Source organism: Erwinia sp. SLM-02 (genome assembly GCF_037450285.1).
GTDB lineage: Bacteria > Pseudomonadota > Gammaproteobacteria > Enterobacterales > Enterobacteriaceae > Erwinia.
Genome location: NZ_JAQISN010000006.1, coordinates 26,669 through 45,876, shown reverse-complemented (window position 1 = coordinate 45,876; position 19,208 = coordinate 26,669). Strand labels below are relative to the sequence as shown.

General features: G+C 53.3%; 16 protein-coding genes. 11 read left to right on the top strand and 5 right to left on the bottom strand.

Annotated elements, in window-relative coordinates; translation table 11 throughout:
• Positions 1-35 precede the first annotated feature (35 nt).
• Positions 36-1,220, top strand: coding sequence for a NupC/NupG family nucleoside CNT transporter (locus PGH32_RS23245; protein ID WP_337895327.1), 1,185 nt, complete (start codon positions 36-38; stop codon positions 1,218-1,220).
• Positions 1,221-1,270: 50 nt separating this feature from the next.
• Here PGH32_RS23245 and PGH32_RS23240 read toward each other — a convergent pair whose 3' ends face one another.
• Positions 1,271-1,696, bottom strand: coding sequence for a DUF3574 domain-containing protein (locus PGH32_RS23240; protein WP_337895326.1), 426 nt, complete (start codon positions 1,694-1,696; stop codon positions 1,271-1,273).
• 183 nt (positions 1,697-1,879) lie between these two features.
• On the opposite strand from PGH32_RS23240, the gene PGH32_RS23235 reads away from it, so the two are divergent.
• Both PGH32_RS23235 and PGH32_RS23230 read left to right on the top strand, forming a co-directional pair.
• The gene (locus PGH32_RS23235) at positions 1,880-2,743 is read left to right on the top strand and encodes a YicC/YloC family endoribonuclease (RefSeq protein WP_337895325.1); all 864 of its coding nucleotides are present in this window, start codon (positions 1,880-1,882) and stop codon (positions 2,741-2,743) included.
• Between the two features lie 139 nt (positions 2,744-2,882).
• A complete protein-coding gene (locus PGH32_RS23230) occupies positions 2,883-3,221 on the top strand; it encodes a zinc ribbon domain-containing protein YjdM (protein ID WP_314425814.1) in 339 nt (112 codons plus the stop codon).
• Positions 3,222-3,659: 438 nt separating this feature from the next.
• Here PGH32_RS23230 and PGH32_RS23225 read toward each other — a convergent pair whose 3' ends face one another.
• Complete coding sequence (locus PGH32_RS23225; RefSeq protein ID WP_337895324.1) at positions 3,660-4,304, bottom strand: response regulator transcription factor; 645 nt, start codon at positions 4,302-4,304, stop codon at positions 3,660-3,662.
• A gap of 766 nt (positions 4,305-5,070) precedes the next feature.
• Here PGH32_RS23225 and PGH32_RS23220 point away from each other — a divergent pair.
• A complete protein-coding gene (locus PGH32_RS23220) occupies positions 5,071-5,688 on the top strand; it encodes a trimeric intracellular cation channel family protein (protein WP_314425818.1) in 618 nt (205 codons plus the stop codon).
• Here PGH32_RS23220 and ligB read toward each other — a convergent pair.
• On the bottom strand, positions 5,663-7,378 hold the full coding sequence (ligB, locus tag PGH32_RS23215) for an NAD-dependent DNA ligase LigB (RefSeq protein ID WP_337895323.1): 1,716 nt from the start codon (positions 7,376-7,378) through the stop codon (positions 5,663-5,665). The genes PGH32_RS23220 and ligB overlap by 26 nt on opposite strands.
• Positions 7,379-7,637: 259 nt before the next feature.
• Here ligB and gmk point away from each other — a divergent pair, with 259 nt between their 5' ends.
• From gmk to PGH32_RS23180, 7 genes are all read left to right on the top strand, one after another.
• Complete coding sequence (gene gmk, locus PGH32_RS23210; protein WP_314425823.1) at positions 7,638-8,261, top strand: guanylate kinase; 624 nt, start codon at positions 7,638-7,640, stop codon at positions 8,259-8,261.
• Between the two features lie 53 nt (positions 8,262-8,314).
• The gene (gene rpoZ, locus PGH32_RS23205) at positions 8,315-8,590 is read left to right on the top strand and encodes a DNA-directed RNA polymerase subunit omega (protein ID WP_105594422.1); all 276 of its coding nucleotides are present in this window, start codon (positions 8,315-8,317) and stop codon (positions 8,588-8,590) included.
• Positions 8,591-8,609: 19 nt separating this feature from the next.
• Complete coding sequence (spoT, locus tag PGH32_RS23200; protein WP_314425827.1) at positions 8,610-10,727, top strand: bifunctional GTP diphosphokinase/guanosine-3',5'-bis pyrophosphate 3'-pyrophosphohydrolase; 2,118 nt, start codon at positions 8,610-8,612, stop codon at positions 10,725-10,727.
• Between the two features lie 100 nt (positions 10,728-10,827).
• Entirely contained in the window at positions 10,828-11,523 is a 696-nt protein-coding gene (gene trmH, locus PGH32_RS23195; protein WP_314425829.1) for a tRNA (guanosine(18)-2'-O)-methyltransferase TrmH, read from the top strand.
• Positions 11,523-13,604, top strand: coding sequence for an ATP-dependent DNA helicase RecG (gene recG, locus PGH32_RS23190; RefSeq protein ID WP_314425908.1), 2,082 nt, complete (start codon positions 11,523-11,525; stop codon positions 13,602-13,604). Before trmH ends, recG begins: the two co-directional genes overlap by 1 nt.
• A gap of 112 nt (positions 13,605-13,716) precedes the next feature.
• Entirely contained in the window at positions 13,717-15,102 is a 1,386-nt protein-coding gene (locus PGH32_RS23185) for a nucleobase:cation symporter-2 family protein (RefSeq protein ID WP_314425832.1), read from the top strand.
• Positions 15,103-15,230: 128 nt separating this feature from the next.
• On the top strand, positions 15,231-16,910 hold the full coding sequence (locus PGH32_RS23180; RefSeq protein ID WP_337895322.1) for an AsmA family protein: 1,680 nt from the start codon (positions 15,231-15,233) through the stop codon (positions 16,908-16,910).
• A gap of 6 nt (positions 16,911-16,916) precedes the next feature.
• Here the strand turns inward: PGH32_RS23180 and PGH32_RS23175 are convergent, their stop codons facing one another.
• Positions 16,917-18,626: a PglL family O-oligosaccharyltransferase gene (locus PGH32_RS23175; RefSeq protein ID WP_337895321.1), complete on the bottom strand. Its 1,710-nt coding sequence runs from the start codon at positions 18,624-18,626 to the stop codon at positions 16,917-16,919.
• 19 nt (positions 18,627-18,645) lie between these two features.
• Complete coding sequence (locus tag PGH32_RS23170; protein WP_337895320.1) at positions 18,646-19,206, bottom strand: fimbrial protein; 561 nt, start codon at positions 19,204-19,206, stop codon at positions 18,646-18,648.
• Positions 19,207-19,208 lie beyond the last annotated feature (2 nt).

The window sequence follows — 19,208 nt, the reverse complement described above, 5'->3', positions numbered from 1 at the left end:
CCCTCTTTATTGACTCTTCACGCGGGACCGTCCGTATGTCTGCTGTTTTACATTTTATTCTGGCCCTGGCCATTATCCTCAGCCTGGCGCTGCTGTTCAGTGCCGATCGCAGAAAAATCCGTCCGCGCGTGCTGCTGCAGCTGATTGTTATCGAAGGCGCCCTGGCCTGGTTCTTCCTGCACGCATCCAGCGGGCTGAGCGTGGTGAGTGCCGTGTCCGGCTTCTTCGAAACGCTGCTGAAATATGCAGCCCAGGGGACCGACTTTGTGTTTGGCAACATGAGCTCACAGGGTCTGGCGTTTATCTTCCTGGGGGTACTCTGCCCGATCGTCTTCATTTCAGCGCTGATCGGTATTCTACAGCACCTGAAAATCCTGCCGCTGCTGATCCGGTTTGTGGGCACCGTGCTGTCCAAAATTAACGGCATGGGCAAGCTGGAATCCTTCAACGCCGTCAGTACCCTCATCCTCGGGCAGTCCGAGAACTTTATTGCCTACAAGGGTATCCTGGCAGAGATTTCCCAGCGTCGCCTCTATTCGATGGCCGCAGCAGCCATGTCGACCGTCTCGCTGTCGATTGTCGGTGCCTATATGTCGATGATTGAACCGCGCTATGTCGTGGCGGCGCTGGTGCTCAATATGTTCAGCACCTTTATCATCCTGTCGGTTATTAACCCGACCCCGGTGGGCGATGAGCCTGAAATCCGGCTGGAAAAAATGCATGAGGATCAGAGCTTCTTTGAGATGCTGGGCGAATATATATTGGCCGGTTTCAAAGTTGCCATGATTATCCTGGCCATGCTGATTGGCTTCATTGCTCTGATTACCGCGGTGAATGCCCTTTTTGCCGCCGTGTTTGGCATCAGCTTCCAGCAAATCCTTGGCTATATTTTCTGGCCGTTCGCCTGGCTGATTGGCATTCCACCGGCCGACGCCCTCAAGGCCGCCAGTATTATGGCAACCAAGCTGGTGACCAACGAGTTTGTTGCGATGATCGAACTGAAAAAAATCGCTGCCGAACTGTCACCGCGCGGGCTGGGGATCCTGTCCGTGTTCCTTATTTCATTTGCTAACTTTGCTTCGATTGGCATCGTTGCCGGCGCCATCAAGGGGCTTAATGAGCAGCAGGGGAATGTGGTATCACGCTTCGGCCTGAAGCTGATTTATGGCTCCACCCTGGTCAGCTTGCTTTCCGCCGCCTTTGCCGGACTGGTGCTGTAAACGTTCAGCCCGGCACCACGGTGTCGGGCTGGTTGTTGAGTCAACGCCGATCAGAAAGCCACGCAGGCTGGCGTATCAACCCGCATGACCGAATCCTGAGCAAATCGCTGTTTGTAAATCGCCCGCAGTGCTTCAATTCCCTGCTCACTGCTCCGATCCGTGGCATGAATCAGCATGAGTGCCCGGCTCTCTTCACGGGCAAGCTTCCCGTCGTTACCCAGCCACTGACCCTTCGCAGCGAATACGGTCAGGCCATCTTTAAAACGCGGGGTCACGTCCTTATCAACAAACGTTTGCCACTCGGCATCGGTAATCGCCTGCCCGTGTGGCCTGTTCAGGCCGAAATAGAGCGTGGTCTGCTGCATCGCCTCACCGACCGGACATGCCGGTACCGCTGTGCTCGTCACCTTGCCTGGCACACTGCATCCCGTGAGCGCTAAGAGTAAAAAGGAAGAATAAAATAAACGGGCAGACATGAACTCTCCTGGTAAATAACAGTAGCGGCCGGGTGGCCCGGCACTCTGGGCGGATAATTCTTAACATCTTAATCTGTGGTTGATAAAACGTCAGCCATTGCGCTGACATTTGACTGAACACCTGTTAAGCCAGCGCCTGCACCGTTATACTTCCGGCATCTTTCTCTTAAGCGAGTACGCAAAATGATCCGCAGTATGACCGCCTACGCACGCCGTGAAACCAAAGGCGATTGGGGCAGCGCCGCCTGGGAGCTGCGTTCCGTTAACCAGCGCTATCTTGAAACCTATATCCGTCTGCCAGAACAATTTCGTGGGCTGGAGCCTGCTATCCGTGAGCGCATCCGTAACCGACTGACGCGCGGTAAAGTGGAAGTCAATCTGCGGTTCGACGCCGATCCCAGCGCGCAGAGCGCCCTGGTGCTGAATGAAAAGCTGGCGATTCAGCTGGTACAGGCCGCTAACTGGGTAAAAATGCAAAGCGACGAGGGTGAAATTAATCCGGTCGATATCCTGCGCTGGCCCGGTGTGATGTCGGCAGAAGAACAGGATCTGGATGCGATCTCCGCCCAGCTTTTAACCCTGCTCGACGGTGCCATCGACGATTTTATTACCGCACGCGAGACTGAGGGCGCTGCACTGAAGACCCTGATTGAACAACGTCTGCAGGGCGTCAGTACAGAAGTCAGCAAGGTCCGTACCCACATGCCCGATGTGTTAAAGTGGCAGCGCGAACGTCTGGTGACCCGGCTTGAAGAAGCGCAGGTACAGCTGGAGAATAACCGTCTGGAGCAGGAGCTGGTGATGCTGGCACAGCGCGTGGACGTTGCGGAAGAACTGGATCGTCTGGAAGCGCACGTAAAAGAAACCTACAACATTCTGAAGAAGAAAGAGGCAGTTGGCCGCCGTCTGGACTTTATGATGCAGGAGTTTAACCGCGAGTCCAATACGCTGGGTTCCAAATCGATTAATGCAGACATCACCGCATCAGCGATTGAACTGAAGGTGTTGATTGAGCAGATGCGTGAGCAAATTCAGAACATTGAGTAGGTTTTCTGAATCTACATATTAGTAGCCAACATCTCAACGCTATAAGCCAGCTTATAGCGTTTTTTTATGGTAGGAAGAGAAAGCTTCACAGGGTAAACTATCACCCTTCTTTTATTATGGATTTATTTGAGGCTCAATCATGCAAACTTTACCTCCCTGCCCTAAGTGTCACTCTGAGTACAGCTGGCAGGATGGAGATATGCTTAACTGCCCGGAATGCGGTCATGTATGGGCTGAGGGTGCCGAAGGAAGTGCCGAAGAAGGCCTGGTCGTGAAAGATGCCAACGGCAATTTGCTGGCGGATGGCGATAGCGTCACTGTGATTAAGGATCTGAAAGTTAAAGGAAGTTCAACGCCGCTAAAAATTGGTACTAAAGTAAAAAGCATCCGACTGGTAGAGGGCGATCATAATATTGATTGTAAAATTGACGGATTCGGACCGATGAAATTGAAATCAGAATTTGTTAAAAAGAACTGATCGCTGCCAGTAGCCGTGCAGGCTACTGGCCTGTCAATATTAGGATCAATGCGTTTCCGATATGATTTTAAAAATCAGTGACTATGTGGCGATTAAGATGACTCATAGGATAATTCCATTTCATTTTTATAATAACCCTGTTCTTTATTGAAACGCTTTTAAGCATTTTTTAATTTTTCAACTCTGTTGTTACAACGAAAGAATTCCTCTACCTTATCAACAACATCTGTATCATGAAAGTCATTAGGACGACTTCACCCCTGCGACTACACAATAACGGTAATAATTCCCTGATAGAATTCAACTTTGCGCATTTAATTATCACGAGACAAAAAACACACTGCAGCCGACATTCATTGAAATAAAAAAACCAATAAATAAAAAATTTGTGGAAACTTTAATCCAAAAAATTATTATATTTTCTCAAAGAATTAAACGTTAAATCAACCCCTGAGCATAGGCATATCGAATCAGCTCAATATTTGATGATACACCCAGACGCCGCATGGCATTGTACTTTTGCGTGGAAATAGTGCTGATGGTCCGGTTCTGCCTCTGCGCAATCTCTGCAAGCGAGTAACCTGATGAAAACAATCTGACGACTTCCAGCTCTTTAGGCGTCAAGGTACTGCCTCGCTCACTGCCTTTACTGGCAGGGGCTTTGAGATAGCTAAATGAGGATGAATAATAGCAGTCCGGCTGGCTGATGATGTGATGGCATGCTGACACGGTTTCTTCCACGTTGTCACTCTTGCTTATGACCGCTCTGACACCATAATCACTGGCCTTTCTCAGTATTGCCGTGTTTTTTTGTGAGGTCAGTAAGACGATTTTTACATCAGGAAAACGGCCATGTAAAGCGCGTAGCTTGGTGAAGCCATCGATTGTCGATCGGTCAGAACCTAAAGAAAAATCGGTGATTACAATATCTGTCGGCCTGGCAGACAACGCCGCCAGCAAATCTTTACCACACGTTGTTTCATTCGTTATTAGAAACCGGTCATTGCCAGAAAAAAGCATTTTAAGCGAATACAAAATATGTGGATGGTCATCAGATATGGTCACTGTGTGTCTGTTGTGCATACTCCCTCCCGATAAAATATCATCAAAATCCTTCCTGTGATTCGATAACACGTTAACGTTTTATCGTCTTTCAACCTACCACGCTTAGTAAAATGACACATTAACACTGTCCAGTGTTAAGGAAACCGCCATAACCAAGTATTTACTGAATCATAACAAGATGGTTTTAGATCAGAATCCGAAAAATATATCTCTCCGATGGTGGGCAATGTTTCAGTAACCCCCCTATTGAATTACGTTTTCAACTAATTACACCAATAAAAAAACACCTCCTGTAATTAACACCTCATAGAATGTCTATCCTAATGAGATTAATTGAGGAGTATACATTTTTCTACCTGGAACAGCCAGAAAGGTCAAAAAAATAACCAACGTCGGGCACCTGATTAATAATAAAACGGCGCATTATCACGCCTCAATCAATATTTGCCGCAACTATTTACCAATTCTAATAACGCCATTATGTATTTATTCCTCAGGGCTTCTTCACTGGCCCCAACGTGGGGGTGTTCTGTCTCACAGTGCGTGATTGCCCAACGACATCAGGAGGTATGCAATCAATAGATTTTACTCATGCGAAAAAGCGAACAAAAGAAAAGAAGCCACCAAAAATAATCAGTAAATTCATTGAGATAATAAAAGTCACATCATTATAAAAACTCAGGTAAATTATTAAAACTAATACGCTCGTCTCTCCCTGAGAAAATTTCAGTCGCCGCAAGGCGGATAACACCTTAGGCTTGCGGCCTCTATCCAGGAGCAGACCATGTTACTCACCGTGCTTTACATTATAGGTATTACTGCAGAAGCGATGACCGGCGCACTTGCAGCAGGTCGCCGCAAGATGGACATGTTCGGCGTTATCATCATTGCATCGGTCACGGCAATCGGTGGTGGATCGGTGCGCGATATGCTGCTGGGCCACTACCCTCTGGGATGGGTGAAACACCCTGAATACATTATGATTGTTGCTGCCGCTGCGGTCATTACGACACTGGCAGCGCCTCTGATGCCCCATTTACGTAAGGTATTCCTGGTGCTGGATGCATTAGGACTGGTGGTATTCTCAATACTGGGTGCTCAGGTTGCTCTGGATATGGGGCACGCGGGAATTATTGCCGCCATCAGTGCCGTCGTCACGGGCGTCTTCGGCGGAGTTCTGCGCGATATGTTTTGCAATCGTATACCGCTAGTTTTTCAAAAAGAACTGTACGCGGGGATCGCCTTTGCATCGGGCTGGGTCTACATCCTGCTGTTAAAAACCGCACTGGCGATGGAAACCGTGGTTATCATTACGCTAGTTTGCGGATTTCTTGCCCGTTTACTGGCGCTGCGTTTCAAACTGGGTTTGCCCGTTTTCAATTATCCACACGGTGACCACTGATCCCCCCCGGTACTGAGGGTGATGATCCGTTCACTGATTCCCTCAGCCCGGCTATTAACTTCAGCACATCAGGATGGTTAAGGAAAAGACTAATCTGGCGTGCCAGCTTTTTTCCCACTCCCGGTAATTGTTGCCACTGCTCTGTTGTCCGGGTAAGCAGCGGTTCCCAGCTATCATCGGTCAGTGTCCCCAACGCAGACTCCGGGATGGGAACGCCGAGCGCCCTGACCCAGCGTTTAAAAGGCTGTCGGTGGCTCAACTGAAACTGCTGCCAGAAAAGATGGGCAACATGTCGGTTAACACCGATAGCTGCCTGAAGCCTTTCTTCAGACAGCGCCATCCACGAGAAAAGATGGTCCAGGCTGCCAGCCTGTATCAACCGCTGCCAGCTGCGGCGGCCAATCCCCGTGAAGTTGAGTGCCTGTTTGCCACCAAGCCACTCCAGGCGGGATAGAAATTGCGCTTTGCAGCCCTCAACGGGTTGGAAACAGCTCAACATCGTGTATTGCCGCCGATCGGGAGGATGCGGATAGTGGCGCTCGGCTACACGCCAGCTCACCTCATCCAGCCGCGGGATCCCCTGCCCCGCCAGGCTGATACTCACCTGATCGCCGGGGACAATGTCTTTTTCACGCCAGCGATCCAGCGAACCGATACTTACCCGGCTTACACGCTTGTCATCCAGCTGCACGGGTTCAAGGTCCAGCACTACGCTGATTTTCCCACTGCGCCCGATGGTGAATATCACCTCCCTAACCTCGCTGCTTACCTGTGGCGGTGGATATTTCCAGGCTACGGCCCAGTTGCCGAGATCGGGCATCCACTGTCTCCCTTGCAATCCGGGAGCGCTGTGAACAACGACTCCGTCGGTCACAAAAGGTAACGGCGTTTCGTACCAGCGCTTACGCCACTTCTGAACGGCACCGGCATCCTGAACTGGGCGGGTCCAGGGACTAATATCGGTAAATCCAGCATCGCGTATACCTGTAAGGCGCTGCGCCAGGGTTGGCGGACCATCCGGCCAGGCCCAGATAAATAACCCAAGATTGCCCAGCACATCGGTATGCTGTTTTGCCATCAGCGCTCCAGCAACCTTTGAACGGGCATTTTTACCACCGTGCTGCGCCTGCCGGTGACCGTTCATCATCAGGTAAAGTTCTCCCTGGAACACAGCCTGCCCCTCACGAAATGGAATGGATTGCGGTATGGCGGGTATCCGTCGGGCTTTTTCCGTCCAGTCTTCGCCACGCAGGCCATCGCCGCGGCTAATCGCCTGCTGCAACCGGCCATCCTGATAGACCAGCGTAACGGCAACACCGTCTATTTTCGGTTGCACCCACAAATCACGCCGGTTCTCCATCCAGTCAGCGACGTCCTGCTTATCCCTGAGCTTTTTCACCCCTACGTGGGCGATGGGATGGAGAATTTTTCCGTTCGTGGATAGCTGAGGCTGGCGTAAATCGCTGTCAGGGTGAAAGCAACGCTGCCAGTTTTGCAGCCTTGACTGCAAAGCGTCGTAGCGCTCGTCGGTCACCAGCCCCGCTCCCTGACGATAATAGGCGTCATCCCACTGCCGTAGCTGTTTTTCCAGCGCAGCCATTTCCACACTCTGCCGCGCTGGCGTCCAGACAGGACATTGCGCGTGCGAAAATGCACCCCATAGCCCGATCGCTAATAACAGATATCGCATCCCTGCCTCTCCCAATTGAACCACTGACAGACTGGAGTAAAGCGCAGCAGGATGGGACTGACGAGAGGCAAATCAGGATTATGGAAACAGGCTCTGAGACTTTTGCTGCAACGGCGCGTTTAAAAGCAGTATTTTGCGTGATGCTGTCCGTTTTCGGATAAAATGGCGCATTGCTCAGCCGAAACGCTGCATGAAGGGCTGCACATGTGTATACTGTGCAGGAAGTAGACTCCGCTTTATTGGCATATCAAGAATAATCATGGCTCAAGGCACGCTATATATTGTTTCCGCCCCCAGCGGCGCGGGTAAATCCAGTCTGATTCAGGCACTGTTAAAAACGCAACCGCTGTACGACACGCAGGTCTCTATTTCGCATACTACTCGCGGCGTGCGGCCGGGTGAAAATCACGGCGAACATTACTACTTCGTTAACCACGATGAGTTTCGTTCCATGATTAGCGAAGATGCCTTTCTGGAACATGCCGAGGTGTTCGGTAATTATTACGGAACCTCCCGCAAGGCGATTGAGCAAGTTCTGGCTACCGGCGTTGATGTTTTTCTTGATATCGACTGGCAGGGCGCCAAGCAGATTCGCCAGAAAATGCCCGCCTCGCGTAGCATTTTCGTGTTGCCACCGTCGAAAGATGAACTTGATCGTCGCCTTCGTGGGCGCGGGCAGGACAGCGAAGAGGTGATAACCAGGCGTATGGAACAGGCTGTGGCAGAAATGAGCCACTATGCTGAATACGATTATTTAATCGTGAACGATGATTTCGATCTGGCGCTGTCCGATCTGAAGACCATCATTCGCGCCGAGCGTCTGCGCATGGGCCGTCAAAAAGCCCGCCACGATGCTTTAATTAGCAAACTATTGGCAGACTGAGGACAACTCAGTATGATGCCCAGTCATTTCTTCACCCGTGGAGTATCACACTTATGGCACGCGTAACCGTACAGGACGCAGTAGAAAAAATTGGTAACCGTTTTGACCTGGTTCTGGTGGCAGCACGTCGCGCACGTCAGATGCAGGTTGGTGGTAAAGATCCACTGGTTCCAGAAGAAAACGATAAATCTACCGTTATCGCACTGCGCGAAATCGAAGAGGGTCTGATCACTAATCAGATCCTTGACGTGCGCGATCGTCAGGAACAGCAAGAGCAGGAAGCCGCTGAAATTCAGGCTGTTACTGCTATCGCTGAAGGTCGTCGTTAATCGGATCTGAAGGCTCGCCTTGTATCTGTTTGAAAGCCTCAATCAACTGATTGAAAAATACTTGCCTGAGGAGCAAATAAAGCGCCTCAAGCAAGCTTATCTTGTCGCACGTGATGCTCACGAGGGACAGACACGCTCCAGCGGTGAACCCTACATTACTCACCCTGTCGCCGTTGCCTGCATCCTGGCAGAGATGAAGCTCGACCATGAAACGCTCATGGCCGCGCTGCTTCACGATGTTATCGAAGACACCCCCGCTACCTATCAGGATATGGAACAGCTGTTCGGCAAAAGCGTTGCTGAGCTGGTCGAAGGCGTATCCAAACTTGATAAGCTGAAATTCCGCGACAAAAAAGAAGCGCAGGCGGAGAACTTCCGCAAGATGATCATGGCGATGGTACAGGATATTCGCGTCATTCTGATCAAGCTGGCCGACCGTACGCATAACATGCGCACGCTGGGTTCTTTACGTCCGGATAAGCGGCGGCGCATTGCGCTGGAAACGCTGGAAATTTACAGTCCTCTGGCGCACCGTCTGGGTATTCATCATTTGAAAACCGAGCTGGAAGAGCTGGGCTTTGAAGCCCTGTATCCTAATCGCTATCGGGTGATCAAAGAAGTGGTGAAGGCCGCGCGCGGCAACCGTAAAGAGATGATTCAGAAGATCCTCTCTGAAATTGACGGTCGCCTGCAGGAGGCCGGTATACCCTGCCGTGTAAGCGGTCGCGAGAAACACCTCTACTCCATCTATTGCAAAATGCACCTGAAAGAACAGCGCTTCCATTCCATTATGGATATCTACGCTTTTCGGGTAATTGTGCACGATATGGATACCTGTTACCGCGTTCTGGGCCAGATGCACAGCCTGTATAAGCCACGTCCGGGGCGGGTAAAAGACTACATCGCTATTCCCAAAGCTAACGGCTATCAGTCGCTGCATACCTCGATGATCGGCCCGCACGGCGTGCCGGTGGAAGTGCAGATCCGTACCGAAGATATGGATCAGATGGCAGAAATGGGGGTGGCGGCGCACTGGGCTTATAAAGAACAGGGCGAAAGCAGCACCACCGCACAAATTCGCGCCCAGCGCTGGCTGCAAAGCCTGCTGGAACTGCAGCAAAGTGCCGGTAGTTCATTTGAATTTATTGAAAGCGTTAAATCCGACCTGTTCCCGGACGAGATTTACGTCTTCACCCCGGAAGGCCGCATCGTTGAGCTTCCCGCCGGCGCAACGCCGGTCGATTTCGCCTATGCGGTGCACACGGATATCGGCCATGCCTGCGTTGGGGCCCGCGTCGATCGCCAGCCTTACCCACTGTCTCAATCGCTGACCAGCGGACAAACGGTCGAAATTATTACCGCGCCGGGCGCGCGTCCGAATGCGGCATGGCTGAACTTTGTCGTCAGCTCGAAAGCGCGTGCCAAAATTCGCCAGCTGCTGAAAAACCTGAAGCGTGATGATTCCGTCAGCCTTGGCCGACGCCTGCTTAACCATGCTCTCGGCGGCAGCCGCAAGCTGGCAGAAATACCGGAAGCCAATGTCCAGCACGAGCTGGAACGGATGAAGCTTGCGACGCTTGACGATCTGCTGGCGGAAATTGGCCTCGGTAACGCAATGAGCGTGGTCGTGGCGAAAAATCTACAGCACAGCGACGCCGCTCCGGTTGAAACGCCAACGTCATCCTCTTCTCGCAGCAAGCTGCCGATCAAAGGTGCTGACGGGGTACTGATTACCTTCGCTAAATGCTGTCGTCCGATTCCCGGTGACCCGATTGTAGCCCACGTAAGCCCGGGCAAAGGTCTGGTGGTCCACCACGAATCCTGCCGCAATATCCGCGGCTACCAGAAAGAGCCTGAGAAATTTATGGCCGTCGAATGGGACAAGGACACCGAGCAGGAGTTTGTTGCGGAAATCAAAGTGGATATGTTTAACCACCAGGGTGCGCTGGCCAATCTGACTGCGGCAATTAATACCGCGGGTTCTAATATTCAGAGCCTGAATACCGAAGAGAAAGATGGCCGCGTATACAGCGCCTTTATCCGCCTGACGGCACGCGATCGCGTTCATCTGGCTAACATTATGCGTAAAATCCGCGTAATGCCGGATGTCATCAAGGTGCATCGTAACCGCAACTAAGGACTAAAGCGGAGTACGGCTCCGCTTTAGTCGCCTTTCACCCGATCGTCGATTTATCGTACCGCGACGGAATTACCATTTTCAGGGAGTTATTCTTCGCATGAATGCACAACGTTATGCCCGTATCCGTGAGATGCTTGCCGCGCGCCAGCACGATCTGACGGTCTGTATGGAGCAGGTTCATAAACCCCATAACGTTTCTGCGGTGATCCGAACTGCCGATGCCGTCGGCGTGCATGAAGTGCATGCCGTCTGGCCCGGGAGCCGTATGCGCACCATGGTGTCATCTGCTGCCGGTAGCAACAGCTGGGTACAGGTAAAAACTCACCGAACCATTTCTGAAGCCGTGCAGCATCTCAAAAGCCAGGATATGCAAATTCTGGCCACCAACCTGTCGGATAAAGCCGTCGATTTTCGTGAAATCGATTATACCCGCCCCACCTGTATTTTGATGGGTCAGGAAAAAACCGGTATCACCCAGGAAGCACTGGAGCTTGCCGACCAGGATATCATCATTCCAATGATTGGTATGGTGCAGTCGCTGAACGTCTCCGTGGCATCGGCACTGATCCTGTACGAGGCTCAGCGTCAGCGCCAGAATGCAGGCATGTACCGGCGCCATGAAAGCACCCTGCCTTACGCCGAGCAGCAGCGTCTGCTGTTTGAAGGCGGCTATCCGGTCCTGGCGCGGGTCGCGAAGCAGAAAGGTTTGCCCTACCCCATTATCAACAACCGTGGCGAAGTGGAAGCGGACCCGGAGTGGTGGGCAACCATGCAGTCAAAGGCGATGAAATAATGCAGGGCCGCCTGCTGGATGCCATTCCGCTGAACACGCTCACCGGCGTGGGCGCCAGTCAGGCAGCAAAGCTGGCTAAAATCGGCCTGCTTACCGTTCAGGATCTGCTGCTGCATCTCCCGATGCGTTATGAAGACCGTACCCAACTCTATACGATTAACGATCTGCTACCGGGCATCTTTGCCACCGTTGAAGGTGACGTGCTGCACTGCGACATCAGCTTTGGTCGCCGCCGCATGCTGACCTGCCAGATTAGCGATGGCACCGGCGTGCTGACGCTGCGCTTCTTCAACTTTAATGCCGGGATGAAAAACAGCCTTGCCGTCGGGCGACGCGTGACGGCCTATGGCGAAATCAAACGTGGTCAGCGCGGGGCAGAAATCATTCATCCTGAATATAAGATTCAGGGAGAACAGGGTGTCACCGGGCTGCAGGAAACGCTGACGCCGGTTTACTCCACCACCGAGGGTATTCGTCAGGCTACGCTGCGCAACCTGACCGACCAGGCGCTGGCTCTGCTGGATACCTGCGCCATCGCTGAACTGCTGCCGCCGGAACTGAGCCAGGGGCTGATTGGGCTACCGGAAGCGCTACGCACGCTGCACCGTCCACCGCCGGACATCGCCCTGACCGATCTCGACAGCGGCACGCACCCTGCCCAGCGCCGGTTGATAATGGAAGAGCTGCTGGCCCACAACCTCAGCATGCTGGCGGTTCGCGCCGGAGCCCAGCGCTATCACGCGCTTGCCATGGCGCCTCGCCACGCGCTGAGCGATAAATTACTGGCTGCGCTTCCGTTTCGCCCTACGGGCGCTCAACAGCGCGTTGGCCGTGAGATAGAGGCGGACCTCGCAAAAGATTATCCGATGATGCGCCTGGTACAGGGTGATGTTGGCTCCGGTAAAACGCTGGTGGCGGCCCTGGCGGCACTGAATGTGATTGCCTGGGGTAAACAGGTTGCGCTGATGGCGCCAACTGAACTGCTGGCTGAACAGCATGCAAATAACTTCCGCCAGTGGTTTGCTCCGCTGGGCATTGAGGTTGGCTGGCTGGCTGGCAAACAGAAAGGTAAGGCTCGTCTTGCCCAGCAGGAAGCGATTGCCAGCGGGCAGGTGTCGATGATTGTCGGGACGCACGCGATATTTCAGGAGCAGGTACAGTTTAACGGCCTGGCGCTGGTCATCATTGATGAACAGCATCGCTTTGGCGTCCACCAGCGCCTGGCGCTGTGGGAAAAAGGCGAAGAGCAGGGATTCCATCCGCATCAGCTGATTATGACCGCCACGCCCATTCCTCGCACCCTGGCGATGACCGCTTATGCCGATCTCGACACCTCAACCATTGATGAACTGCCGCCGGGCAGAACCCCCGTGACCACCGTAGCCATCCCGGATACGCGCCGGGCAGATATTATCGCTCGTGTTAAAAGCGCCTGCAGTACCGAAGGCCGGCAGGCGTACTGGGTATGTACCCTGATTGAGGAGTCTGAGCTGCTGGAAGCGCAGGCGGCGGAAGCGACCTGGGAAGAGCTGAAGCTGGCGCTGCCGGAATTGCAGGTTGGCCTGGTGCATGGACGGATGAAACCGGCAGAGAAACAGGCCGTGATGCAGGCATTTAAGGCCGGTGAAATTCAGTTGCTGATCGCCACGACTGTGATTGAGGTTGGCGTTGATGTCCCCAACGCCAGCCTGATGATTGTTGAAAACCCGGAACGTCTGGGTCTGGCTCAGCTGCACCAGCTGCGCGGGCGCGTCGGGCGCGGCGCGGTCGCCTCTCACTGCGTCTTGCTGTATAAAGCCCCGCTCAGCAAAACGGCACAAAAACGCCTGCAGGTTCTGCGCGACAGCAATGACGGCTTTGTTATTGCCCAGTGCGATCTCGAAATCCGCGGCCCGGGTGAACTGCTGGGCACACGTCAGACTGGCAGTGCCGAATTCAAGGTCGCCGACCTGCTGCGCGATGGCGCGATGATCCCGGAAGTTCAGCGTGTCGCTCGCCATATTCACCAGCACTATCCCCAGCAGGCGCAGGCCTTGATTGAACGCTGGCTTCCTGAAACCGAACGCTATACCAACGCGTGAAATACCGGCTTTGACCCACCGGCACCCTCATCGAATTCTGTCATCAGCAAACGTTTGCTTTTCAACGACAGAAGATTAAAATCGCCACTTTATTACCCCTGGAACCCTGAACATGTCCGTTGATGCCCATGATGCCGCTGCTCGCCAACCTGCTTCGGTGAGCAAAAGTGAGTTAATTTACCGTCTTGAAGACCGCCCACCGCTCCCTCAGACGCTGTTTGCCGCATGTCAGCACCTGCTGGCTATGTTCGTTGCGGTTATCACGCCAGCCATGCTGATTTGTCAGGCGCTCGGCTTACCCGCACAGGATACGCAGCACATCATCAGCATGTCCCTGTTTGCGTCAGGCGTGGCATCCATTCTGCAGATCAAAACCTGGGGACCGGTAGGGTCCGGACTGCTGTCTATTCAGGGGACCAGCTTTAACTTTGTCTCGCCGCTGATTATGGGCGGGCTGGCGCTGAAAAACGGCGGGGCTGATGTCCCGACCATGATGGCCGCCCTGTTCGGTACGCTGATGCTCGCCTCCTGCACGGAAATGGCCCTGTCCCGCGTTCTGCATCTGGCTCGTCGGGTTATTACTCCGCTGGTTTCCGGTATTGTGGTGATGATTATTGGCCTGTCGCTGATTCAGGTCGGTCTGACCTCCATCGGCGGCGGTTATGCAGCAATGAACGACCATACCTTCGGCGCACCCAAAAATCTGCTGCTGGCCGGCGCCGTTCTGGCGGTCATTATTCTGCTGAATCGCCAGCGTAATCCTTATCTGCGCGTTGCCTCGCTGGTCATCGCCATGGCCGTTGGCTATCTGCTGGCGTGGGCGCTGGGCATGCTGCCGGCCGATACAACGCCAACGAATACCTCACTGGTGGCGATCCCGATGCCGTTCTATTACGGACTGGGTATCGACTGGAATCTGCTGATTCCGCTGATGCTGGTATTTATGGTGACCTCTCTGGAAACCATTGGCGACATTACCGCCACCTCAGACGTTTCGGAGCAGCCCGTCAGTGGCCCGCTGTATATGAAGCGGCTGAAGGGCGGCGTACTGGCCAACGGCCTTAACTCCTGCGTATCCGCACTGTTTAATACTTTTCCAAACTCCTGCTTTGGGCAGAATAACGGCGTGATCCAGCTGACCGGCGTTGCCAGCCGCTACGTGGGTTTTGTTGTGGCGCTGATGCTGATTGTGCTGGGCCTGTTCCCCGCCGTGAGTGGTTTCGTGCAGCATATCCCTGAACCGGTACTCGGTGGCGCAACGATTGTTATGTTCGGTACGATCGCCGCTTCCGGCGTGCGCATCGTGTCACGCGAGCCGCTAAACCGCCGCGCAATTATGATTATTGCCCTGTCGCTGGCGGTGGGCCTCGGTGTCTCCCAGCAGCCACTGATCCTGCAGTTCGCCCCTGACTGGCTGAAAACCCTGCTCTCTTCCGGCATCGCGGCGGGCGGGATCACTGCTATTGTTCTGAATCTGGTGTTCCCGCAGGAAAAATAATTCCGCAGCGGTCATAGCCGTACGCCGACAGGGCGGATAATTTCCGCCCTGTCATTGCCTTCCCGGTTGAGAAATGGCGATAAATCAGGCATAACAAGCCATTACCGATTTTCCACGGGATGGTTGCCATGAAGTTTTTCGGAAAAGTTCTGCTCACGCTGCTGCTGGTGCTGCTGCTGGCCATCGTCGCCCTTTATGTGCTGCTGCAAACCCAGTGGGGTGCAGGATGGATTAGCCGCCAGATCAGCGATGACACCGCCTATCAGCTATCCATGACTAAAATTGAGCACGACTTTTCAAATCCCAGCCACCTCCTGCTGGATAACGTTGCCTTTGGCCGCGATGGTCAGCCCGCAACGCTGGTCGCCAAACGCGTCGACCTCGGTCTGAGCCTCAAACAATTCAGCAACCCACTTCATTTCTCCAGCATCCGGCTGAACCAGGGAACGTTAAATCTGAATAACGGCAGCCCACCGGTTTCTTTGCAGGCCGACAGGCTCCAGCTGAGTCAGATGGCGCTTAATCGCTCTCAGGATAGCTGGTCATTACAGGCCCAGCGGGTGGATGGCGGCATTATTCCCTGGCAGCCCCAGGCGGCTGAACGCCCGGATTATCAGACAAGCTTTCAGATCAGTGCCGGATCGCTGGTGCTGAATGGCATACCGGCGGCTAATGCGCTTATTGAAGGCAATGTGAAGGGCCGGGAATGGACGATTAGCAATCTGGGCGCGGATGTCGCGCGCGGTTCAGCAACGGCGAATGCCCGCCGGGATGCGGCCGGTAACTGGCAGATTTCCAGTCTGCGCCTGAACAGCATTCGTCTGCAAAGTGATAAAACGCTGAGTGATTTTTTACAGCCGTTGCTGTCCCTTCCTAAGGTGCGACTGGGCAGAGTTGATGTCACCGATGCCCGGCTGGAAGGGCGCGACTGGGCGGTAACCGATCTGGATTTAGTCCTTAAAAATATGACGTTGATCCACGGTGACTGGCAGAGCGATGGCGGATCGCTGGCGATGAACGCCAGCAGTTTTGTTAACGGCAGCCTGCAGCTGGATGACCCGATAGCCAACCTGGACTTTTCTCCGCAGGGCGTTGAGCTTTCGCAGTTCAGCTCACGCTGGGTTAACGGCCTGATCCGTGCACAGGGTAACTGGAACCGCAGCGATAAAAAGCTGAGTCTGGATGAAGTGGTTATTGCCGGTCTGGAATACACCCTCCCCTCAACCTGGCGCGATCGCTGGATGCAAATGCTGCCGGGCTGGCTGGATAGCGTTGAAATAAAGAAATTCAGCGCCAATCGCAATCTGATTATCGATATCGATCCGGCATTCCCTTTCCAGATGACGTCGCTGGAAGGAACCGGCAGCAATCTGCTGCTGGCCCGCAGCCATCAGTGGGGTATCTGGGCGGGTAATATCAGCCTGAACGCGGCTGAAGCCACCTTCAATCGCGTTGATTTGCGTCATCCGTCGCTCACCCTTGCCGCAGACGACGGCAATATTAATATCACGGAAATGAGCGCATTCAGCGGTGATGGCATGCTGGAAGGCAAGGCCAGCATCAGCCAGCAGCCAGACAGAGCCACATCCTTTAGCCTGAATGGGCGTCAGGTGGCGTTCAGTCTGTTGCAGAACTGGGGATGGCCAGCGCTGGCACAGGGAAAAGGCAGCCTGCGTCTCAGCGGTCAGGCTTTGCTGCAGCAGAATATACCGTTAAAGCCCACGGTTAATGCTACGCTCTCCGCCACCTCGGCTGACGCCTCCGTTAATCAGCGGATGACTAACGGTGAAATCCGCAGTGCTAACTGATAGCGACTACTGGCTGGTAAAACGCGGATCGTGAGGGAACAGCCAGCGTGCCTGATCCCGTAGCTTAATCTGCTGCCCGGTGTCATTAAGCTGCCGGGCGATATTTATTCTTGAATCATAGATATTTGCATCAGGGTGAACATTGGAATAACGGCTCGCCCAGTGTTCGAAGTGTATTAGCCAGGCGTTATCACCCGACTGATTAAAATGCAGCAGATCGCCAATATGCTGGTCAAAGTGATAGCGATCGCTCAGCAATAGTTCCCCTAAGGGACGAGCCTGAGCTGAAAGCTCTGCCTGCCTCCCTTCACGCTCAATCCGGGTCAGTCTGACCTCAAGCTGCCAGGATCCCGCCAGCAGGATCAGGCATATCACCGAGATTGCCCCGACCAGTATACGCCCACCGGATATGATGCCGGGCGACACCCTGACATAACGGCGGGGATTATCGACACAGCGCAGCAGGATTAAGAGCATTAACCAGTGGGAAGCAGACTGGTAAATGGGGTATTCGGTCATCATATGTAACAGGACCGGAAAGGCTATCGCCAGCAGAGGCAGCCTTTTACGTCGGTAGGCTCCCCGAACAATAACGGCGCCACCATAAATAATTGCGGCCATAGCCAGCAGAGCCAGGCTCCCGCCTTCAACCAGCCACAGCAGAATTTCATTATGAGGATGAACGGCCGCGCCCTGTGACACAAAGGTCTCGGCCCCGCCAAAACGATGCAGGAAACTGTATTCGAATCCTCCTACCCCCCAGCCCAGCAGCGGTTTTTCAATAAACATGCGCAGGCTGTCGATAATATACACCCAGCGAATATGCGTACTTTGTAGATGATTGATATCCGGGGTCATCATCTGGAGCTGCATGAGCTTACCAAGCACTATTCCCGAGAGGATGGCAGCGATAATCCATAGCAGCCTGGGTGTCTGTTGGTGAAACCAGCAGCAAAAGCAGATGATGACGATTGCGGTAGCGAGGTAGCCGATCTGAGACTGACAGAGCTGAAGAACCAGACCAAATAGTGCAAACAGGAAGAAACAACCTGCACGATGCCAAAAGGCAAACCGACCCTGTGAAAGTAAGGTTCGGTAGGGAGAAGAGAATGCCAGAAACAATAAGGCCGATACGCCTGTCGCCACGAAACTTGCCAGTACGTTGATCTGCTGAAAAATACCGTAAGGTCTGGCCGATCGAAGCGTTGAAAATTCCCACCACTGCGCGGCAGGCAAATGGAAGTACTGTACAAGGCACAGTAAACATTCCAAAAAAGTCCCCAGAACGATTGCCGTTACCAGCCAACAGGTGTCAACGCGCCGGATCCTGAGCTGAAGCAGCGCCAGATAAAAGAATATGCTGCCGACCATGGCCATGGTTGTCAGCGCGGCGTTTTCTCGCCAGATCGGTTTTGTACACAAGGAGAGCAGCACCAGGATCGCTAACCCACAGCCAAACCAGAGGGATGCCGTGCTGAAACGCAAAGAATAGGGGGCTAGCGGCCATACTGAAAGCAAGACCATAAAGACGCAAACCGTCATCCACGCCATCATATTAACGGGTATTGCCAGGCCGCTCCCCCCCATGTTCGGCTGGTACCAGTGCAGTGCAGCCCCAAAAAAAAGGAAAACCAGGAAGTACAGAGTGTTTCGTAACGCGCAATATCTTCCCGGCCATAACCCCTTACGCCCGGGTAAAGAGAGGGGATTTAACATACAACGAAGCCTTTTCTACTTACTGATAATTTAAAATGTATTGCGCTACGGAGGTAAACGGCCCGAATGCGACCTTCCCTGATTTCAACTGCTCAGTATCGCCTTCCACAAAAGCAGAAAAATCGAGGGTCATACTGCTCTGAGAGAGCTCAATTGCCGGCGTACTCTTGTTCAGCGTTATTGGGCTGCCGTTCTTCATCTGGAGGCCTACCGCAACGGCAGACATATCCCCGGCCTCATCAGGGGTAATGACTAAATGATTCGGTAACTGGACACTTTCAGTACCCGAAAAGGTAATGGTCACCGATTTATACACAATCGAGTTGCAGTTAATCAGATGAAGGGCGAAAGGGATCGGCTTTGTTTTTCTATCATTAATCAGATCCTTTAACGCGATTTGTTTAAAATCAACCGCCAACTGCTCATCTCCCGGCGCGATGGCACAGGGTAGAGCCACCACTGTTCCCGTAAATTTAAGCGCCCCTCCGATTAAGCCACCGTAGGTTGTCGTGGCAGCGATAGCCTGCCCGATTGCGACAGCGGGTAGTAACAGGATTAACCAACGGCATAGCCTCATCATTT